The sequence below is a fragment of the Mesorhizobium sp. M4A.F.Ca.ET.020.02.1.1 genome (assembly GCF_004022645.1).
Lineage (GTDB): Bacteria > Pseudomonadota > Alphaproteobacteria > Rhizobiales > Rhizobiaceae > Mesorhizobium.
On record NZ_RZOI01000279.1, the window covers coordinates 1 to 7,074 of the forward strand.

Annotated in this window: 8 protein-coding genes; 4 read left to right on the top strand and 4 right to left on the bottom strand. The window is 64.8% G+C overall.

Annotated features, from left to right (window positions below; all coding sequences use genetic code 11):
• The coding region (locus tag EN742_RS18185; RefSeq protein ID WP_128333104.1) for a TIGR02300 family protein at positions 1–319 on the bottom strand (319 nt) is incomplete at its 3' end.
• A gap of 204 nt (positions 320–523) precedes the next feature.
• On the opposite strand from EN742_RS18185, the gene aroA reads away from it, so the two are divergent.
• The 4 genes from aroA to rpsA all read left to right on the top strand — a co-directional run bounded on the left by aroA (position 524) and on the right by rpsA (position 4,756).
• Positions 524–1,882, top strand: coding sequence for a 3-phosphoshikimate 1-carboxyvinyltransferase (aroA, locus tag EN742_RS18190; protein WP_127405880.1), 1,359 nt, complete (start codon positions 524–526; stop codon positions 1,880–1,882).
• Positions 1,882–2,208, top strand: a complete 327-nt coding sequence (locus EN742_RS18195; protein ID WP_127405879.1) for a hypothetical protein — start codon at positions 1,882–1,884, stop codon at positions 2,206–2,208. The genes aroA and EN742_RS18195 overlap by 1 nt, the downstream gene beginning before the upstream one ends.
• Complete coding sequence (gene cmk / locus EN742_RS18200; protein ID WP_128333105.1) at positions 2,205–2,855, top strand: (d)CMP kinase; 651 nt, start codon at positions 2,205–2,207, stop codon at positions 2,853–2,855. The genes EN742_RS18195 and cmk overlap by 4 nt, the downstream gene beginning before the upstream one ends.
• A gap of 203 nt (positions 2,856–3,058) precedes the next feature.
• Entirely contained in the window at positions 3,059–4,756 is a 1,698-nt protein-coding gene (gene rpsA / locus EN742_RS18205) for a 30S ribosomal protein S1 (RefSeq protein WP_128333106.1), read from the top strand.
• A 224-nt stretch (positions 4,757–4,980) separates the two neighbouring features.
• Here the strand turns inward: rpsA and EN742_RS18210 are convergent, their stop codons facing one another.
• The 3 genes from EN742_RS18210 to EN742_RS18220 all read right to left on the bottom strand — a co-directional run.
• Positions 4,981–5,688 carry an SDR family NAD(P)-dependent oxidoreductase gene (locus EN742_RS18210; protein ID WP_126056887.1) on the bottom strand — a complete coding sequence of 236 codons (708 nt, stop codon included), beginning with the start codon at positions 5,686–5,688 and terminating at the stop codon, positions 4,981–4,983.
• Between the two features lie 105 nt (positions 5,689–5,793).
• Positions 5,794–6,741, bottom strand: coding sequence for a capsular polysaccharide synthesis protein (locus EN742_RS18215; RefSeq protein ID WP_126056888.1), 948 nt, complete (start codon positions 6,739–6,741; stop codon positions 5,794–5,796).
• Between the two features lie 5 nt (positions 6,742–6,746).
• A partial coding sequence (locus EN742_RS18220; RefSeq protein ID WP_245492351.1) for a thiamine pyrophosphate-dependent enzyme occupies positions 6,747–7,074 on the bottom strand: 328 nt, incomplete at its 5' end.

The window sequence follows — 7,074 nt, forward strand, 5'->3', positions numbered from 1 at the left end:
GGAAGGTGTCGTCCTCATCGTCGCCGAGGTCCACATCGTCCTCGTCGTCTCCGAGATCGGGAAGATCGTCGCCGCCCTTGGCCTCGTCATCAGCCTCTTCGAGCGAGACGACCTCGGCGCCCTCTTCGTCCTCGGCGTCCACTTCCTTGTCGGCGACATCCTCGTCCTCCTCGAGAGCGGTGATCTTGCCTTCGTCGAAATAGGAGCGCGGATAGCTCTTGCCGGTGTAGGGCGAGACGATCGGGTCCTTGTTCAGGTCATAGAATTTCCGACCCGTTTCCGGGTCTATGCGTTTGGTGCCAAGTTCAGCTTTTGCCACAGCAAGCCTCGTAGATAGAAGAGTGGTCCCCTTAACGGCAGTTTACGGCGCTGTCAAAGCCAAAAGCCGGCTTCAGGCAGGCGTTGCAAAAGCCCGCAATCGAAGGCTTCTCGCAAGGGGATGACCATTTCCGTCCGCCGTGATACGAGACCGCCGCAACAAAAGAAAAGTGCCGGCGCGCCGGCGTTCCATCCAGGGAAAACCATGTCTCACGCTGCCGCTCCGAAACCGGCCACGGCCCGCAAATCTCCAGCCCTTTCCGGCGCCGCGCGGGTGCCGGGCGACAAGTCGATCTCGCACCGGTCCTTCATGTTCGGCGGTCTGGCCTCCGGCGAGACCCGCATCACCGGCCTGCTCGAAGGCGAGGACGTGATGCGCACGGGCGCCGCGATGAAGGCGATGGGCGCGCATATCGAGAAGCGCGGCGCCGAGTGGGTGATCCGCGGCACCGGCAACGGGGCGCTGCTCGAACCGGAAGGTCCGCTCGACTTCGGCAATGCCGGCACCGGCTCGCGCCTCACCATGGGGCTGGTCGGCACCTATGACATGGAGACGACCTTCATCGGCGATGCATCGCTCTCCGGCCGGCCGATGGGCCGCGTGCTGGAGCCGCTGCGGCAGATGGGCGTGCAGGTGCTGAAGGCGACGCCTGGCGACCGCATGCCAATCACGCTGCGCGGCCCCAAGCACGCCGCCCCCATCACCTACCGGGTGCCGATGGCCTCGGCGCAGGTGAAGTCTGCGGTGCTGCTCGCGGGCTTGAACACGCCGGGCATCACCACGGTGATCGAGCCGGTGATGACGCGCGACCATACCGAAAAGATGCTGAAGGGCTTTGGCGCCAATCTGACGGTCGAAACCGACGAGCGCGGCGTACGCCACATCTTCATCGAGGGCCAGGGCAAGCTCAGCGGGCAGACGATCGCCGTTCCAGGCGATCCGTCCTCGGCCGGCTTCCCGCTGGTCGCGGCGCTCATAGTATCGGGCTCTGACATCGTGATCGAGAACGTGCTGATGAACCCGACCCGCACCGGCCTGCTTTTGACGCTGCAGGAGATGGGCGGCCGGATCGACATCCTCAACCCGCGCAACGCCGGCGGCGAGGACGTCGCCGACCTGCGCGTGCGCTCATCCGAATTGAAGGGTGTCGTCGTCCCGCCGGAGCGGGCACCCTCGATGATCGACGAGTATCCGGTGCTGGCTGTTGCCGCGAGCTTCGCCGAGGGCGAGACGCTGATGCAGGGGCTGGAGGAATTGCGGGTCAAGGAATCCGACCGCCTGTCTGCCGTGGCCAACGGGCTGAAGCTCAACGGCGTCGACTGCACCGAAGGCGAAGCGACGCTTGCCGTGCGCGGCAAGCCCGGCGGCAAGGGGCTGGGCAGACACCCCAACGGGCCGGACACGACGGTGCAGACCCATCTCGATCATCGCATCGCCATGAGTTTTCTGGTGATGGGGCTGGCGGCCGAGAAGCCGGTGACCATCGACGACGCCAACATGATCGCGACGAGCTTTCCGGAGTTCATGGGACTGATGAAGGGGCTGGGCGCGGAGATCGGGTGATGTTGCGGGACTGGCCGCTCTTGGCAGGCTGCATTGGAGCTGCGCTGGTCCCGTATCTGATCGAACGCGTCGCTTTCAAAGAGCGGTTTGGCATTTTCGCTCTTCTTTTCTGGCTTCTGGTTCTTCAGTTCCTGGCTATCTATTTGTCGGTCGGCCCTGCCAGGTTTCTCGAAGACAATGGATGGGTCCTTCTTGCGGGACTTCTCAAAGGGATCGGGGCCATGGCCTTCATGACAATCGGCGTCATACCGCTCATTGCATTGCCGCTGTCGATCTCGATCGCCCTGGCGGTGCTGGCGTTCCGCCTGTTCAGGCAAGTCAGATGACCCATACCTTCACCATTGCCATCGACGGGCCTGCAGGCGCCGGCAAGGGCACGCTTGCGCGCCGGCTCGCCGACCACTACCGGCTGAACCTGCTCGACACCGGCCTCACCTATCGCGCGGTTGCCCACAAACTGCTTCAGCTTGGCCTGCCGCTCGACAACGTCTCGGCAGCCGAAACCGCGGCGCGGCAGGTGGACCTTTCGAAACTCGACCGCGCCGTGCTGTCGGCGCATGCGGTGGGCGAGGCGGCCTCGAAGGTTGCGGTCATTCCCACGGTGCGGCGCATCCTCGTCGAAAAGCAGCGCGACTTCGCCAAAACGCCGCCGGGCGCGGTGCTTGACGGGCGCGATATCGGCACCGTCGTGTGTCCCGACGCCGACATCAAGCTCTACGTGACGGCGAGCGCCGAGGTGCGGGCCAGGCGCCGGCTGGCGGAGATCGAGAGCATCGGCGGCAGCGCCGATTTCGCCACCATCCTGGCTGACATCGAGCGCCGCGACGAGCGCGACATGGGCCGGACCGACTCGCCGCTCAAGCCGGCTGTCGACGCGCACTTGCTTGATACGTCTGAAATGGCTATAGAGGCCGCGTTTCTGGCGGCTATGGCGATCATCGACGACGTCCTGGCCAAGAGAAGCGGAGCCTGAGCCAGGTTTTTCCTCGTGTTTCCGTTGCCGGAGGCGAAGAAAATACCCATATCGGGCACAAACCAGCCTGCCAGCATTCTTCATGCGCCGGACTTGCCGCCAAATGCGGCCAAGGGCTTTTAGCCCGGAACGCCGGCAGGCTCACGCAACGCTAACCAACGGCGCCCACTCCGCGAAAGACGCGGAGTATTCCAGGAGAAACAATGTCAGCTGCTAATCCGTCTCGCGACGATTTCGCGAGCATGCTCGAAGAATCATTCACCGCCGGCCATTCCGGCGAGGGCCAGGTTGTCCGGGGCACGATCACCGCGATCGAAAAGGACATGGCCATCATCGATGTCGGCCTCAAGGTCGAAGGCCGCGTGCCGCTGAAGGAGTTCGGCGCCAAGGGCAAGGACTCCTCCCTCAAGGTCGGCGACACCGTCGAAGTCTATGTCGAGCGCATCGAGAACGCGCTTGGCGAAGCCATGCTGTCGCGCGAGAAGGCTCGCCGCGAGGAGAGCTGGGTGCGCCTCGAGGAGAAGTTCACCAAGGGTGAGCGCGTCGAAGGCGTCATCTTCAACCAGGTCAAGGGCGGCTTCACCGTCGACCTCGACGGCGCCGTGGCGTTCCTGCCGCGTAGCCAGGTCGATATCCGCCCGATCCGCGACGTCTCGCCGCTGATGCACAACCCGCAGCCCTTCGAGATCCTCAAGATGGATCGCCGCCGCGGCAACATCGTGGTGTCGCGCCGCACCGTGCTCGAGGAGAGCCGCGCCGAACAGCGTTCGGAAATCGTGCAGAACCTCGAAGAGGGCCAGGTGGTCGAGGGCGTGGTCAAGAACATCACCGACTACGGTGCGTTCGTCGACCTCGGCGGCATCGACGGCCTGCTGCATGTCACCGACATGGCATGGCGCCGCGTCAACCATCCGACCGAGATCCTCAACATCGGCCAGACGGTCAAGGTGCAGATCATCCGCATCAACCAGGAAACCCACCGCATCTCGCTCGGCATGAAGCAGCTCGAGAGCGATCCGTGGTCGGAGATCGGCACCAAGTTCCCGAGCGGCAAGAAGATCAAGGGCACCGTCACCAACATCACCGACTACGGCGCGTTCGTCGAGCTGGAGCCGGGCATCGAGGGCCTCATCCACGTTTCGGAAATGTCGTGGACGAAGAAGAACGTGCACCCCGGCAAGATCCTGTCGACGACCCAGGAAGTCGACGTGGTGGTGCTCGAGGTCGATCCGGCCAAGCGCCGCATCTCGCTCGGCCTCAAGCAGACGCTGGAGAACCCGTGGGAAGCCTTCGCGCGCACCCATCCGGTCGGCAGCCAGGTCGAGGGCGAGGTCAAGAACAAGACCGAGTTCGGCCTGTTCATCGGCCTGGAAGGCGACGTCGACGGCATGGTCCACCTCTCCGACCTCGACTGGACCCGTCCGGGCGAGCAGGTGATCGAGGAGTACAATCGCGGCGACGTGGTCAAGGCGCAGGTGCTCGACGTCGACATCGAGAAGGAGCGCATCTCGCTTGGCATCAAGCAGCTGGCGCGTGACACGGTCGGTGAAGCGGCGACTTCGGGCGAACTGCGCAAGAACGCCGTCGTCACCTGCGAGGTCATCGGCGTCAAGGACGGCGGTCTGGAAGTGCGGCTGGTCGACAGCGGCATCGAGACCTTCATCAAGCGCTCCGACCTCAGCCGTGACCGCGACGAGCAGCGCCCCGAGCGCTTCACCGTCGGCCAGAAGGTCGACGCCCGTGTCATCGCCTTCGACAAGAAGACCCGCAAGCTGCAGGTCTCGATCAAGGCGCTGGAAATCGCCGAGGAGAAGGAAGCGGTCGCCCAGTACGGCTCGACCGACTCCGGCGCCTCGCTGGGCGACATCCTGGGCGCGGCGCTGAAGAAGCAGGGCAACTAGAGCATTCCAGGAAAACCGCGCGGCGGTTTTCCGTCCGGAATTGCTTGAGCCTCTTCGCCCAACCTCAAAGAAAACCCCGCCGGAGCGATCCGGCGGGGTTTTTCTTTGGCGGGATGTCCAGAACGGTCCATCGTTTCATGGAAACGCCGACCCGCTCCGGCTTTGTTTTGGGCTATTGCGAACGGAAGACCGTTTCACACTTTTCCTGGAATTGCTCCGGAAAATCAGGCCCGACCGTAGAGCGGCACCAGCGTGCCGCTCATCGCCAGATTGGCGGGCGAGGCGAGATAGGCGATAGCCTCGGCGGCGGCTTCGAGGCTCACCCATTTGGTGAAGTCGGCGTCCGGCATGTCGGTCCGGTTGGCCGGCGTGTCGAGCGTCGAGGGCGCCACCGCGTTGACCAGTATGCCCTTGTGCTTCAGCTCCTCGGCCATCGCCACCGTCATCGCCGCGACCGCCGCCTTGCTGGCGGCATAAGCGACCATGCCAGAACCGCGCCTTGGATCGAGCCCGGCGCGCGCCGTGACGTTGACGATGCGCCCCGCCGTGCCCGAAGTCAGCATCGAGCGGATCGCGGCACGGCAACAGAGAAACGTCGTGCGGGCGTTGGTGTCCATCATCTCGGCGAAGGAGGCCGATTCGATCTTCTCCACCGGCGCCATGGCAAAGCCGCCGGCGAGGTGGATCGACCCCCAGAGGTCGGGAAGCTGGTGGTAGAAGGCCTCGACCTTGGCGGAATCCGACAGGTCGACGTTGTGCGCCAGCCTGACGCGGTCATGGGCGGCAAAGGGAAAGTGCGGAGGCGCCGCGGCATGGGCATTGGGGACATGGCAGATCGCGCCCTGATCCAAGAGCTTGCCGACAACCGCGCCACCCAGCGCCCCCGTGCCGCCGGTCACCACGATATGCCTGCCGTCCAGTGTTTCCGTCATATTCGACTGCTCCAGTCCATTTCACGCTTGCGCCACGCCGGCGCCGAACCTCGCGCCTTTCGCGCCGTCACTCAACTGAAATTTCGTTGACGCTAATTCACCGTTTCAGTTCGCCGGCCAACCGTCGAGGATCGCATCCCAGAGCAGGCGATCGCCCGTCGCCGGACGCTCGGCCTTGTGCGTCAGCTTGTGCAGCCAGAAACGATCATGGACCGCGCGATGCGCTGCCTCGTCGAGCGGCTCGAAAAGCAGCCATTGCAGCTCGTGCGGCCGGTCGGCGCCGACCTGCGGCCTGGCCAGGAACTCGCGCCGAAGCCGCCGATGCAAGAGAAGCGCAGCCTCGAAATGGTAGGGGAACATGAAGTAGTCATGAAGCCCGTCATGGGCCTTCCAGTAGTCGGCGAGGCCGCAAAGAACGGTCTCGACCAGCGGGTGGCCCTTGCGGGCATGAATGAACCAGGTTTCCACGAGCCGGGGATGGCGACCGGTCTCGCGCAGAATGTAGAAATCCTCGCCTTCGATCTCCGGCGGCACGGGCTGCCGCAGCAGGATCGTGGCATCGAGCCATGTCCCGCCGTGCCGGGCCAGCAGGTCCAGCCGGACGAAGTTGGAAAAATGCTGGCTGCTCATCAGCCCGCGCCGGCGCTTGTCCCAGACATGGCCGGGAAGGTCGGTATGATCCTCGACGGTCCTGTCGTCGAGGACGATGAGTTCGCGTTCGCCCCTGTGGCGGGCCACTGAGCGCAGGCACGCCCTGACCACCGGCGGCGCCGCGTCGGCGCCTTGCGCCCAATATTGCCAGATCGGACCAAGGTCGCCAGGCGTGCTGGCGGAGCACCACCGCGAATGATCGACGGCGATGTGCCGCACCCGATGCAGCCTCTTGCGGGACCAGGTCATGCACAGCTTGGCGGCGCGTTTGCGCAGCGGCCAGGGCAAGATCGGCGAGGACGCCGCCCGGCGCAGCGGCGCAAGATAAGGGAACCTGAGCGGATCACGGAACGGCGCTGCTTCGCTGAAGAACGAGCCCGCCGCGCCATCGTCTGTTGCCACGGTGCTCAATCCACCGTGATTTCGATGACCCGCGGCTTGCCCGCCGCCCGGGCGCGCTTCAGCACATCCGCCAGGCCGTCGGCGCAGGCAAGCCGCTCGGCAGCGATGCCATAGGCCTCGGCCAGCTTGCAGAAATCCGGCGGCGCCGGCGAGACGCCGACCGGCTCGACGCCGACATCGAGCATCGAGGTCTCGATTTCGCGATAGCCGCGATTGTTCCAGACGACGAAGATGACCGGGGCATCGGCATCGAGCGCGGCACCCAGCTCCGGCAGAGTGAACTGGAAGCCGCCATCGCCGGTCAGGCAGACGACCGGCGCCTCCGGCACGGCA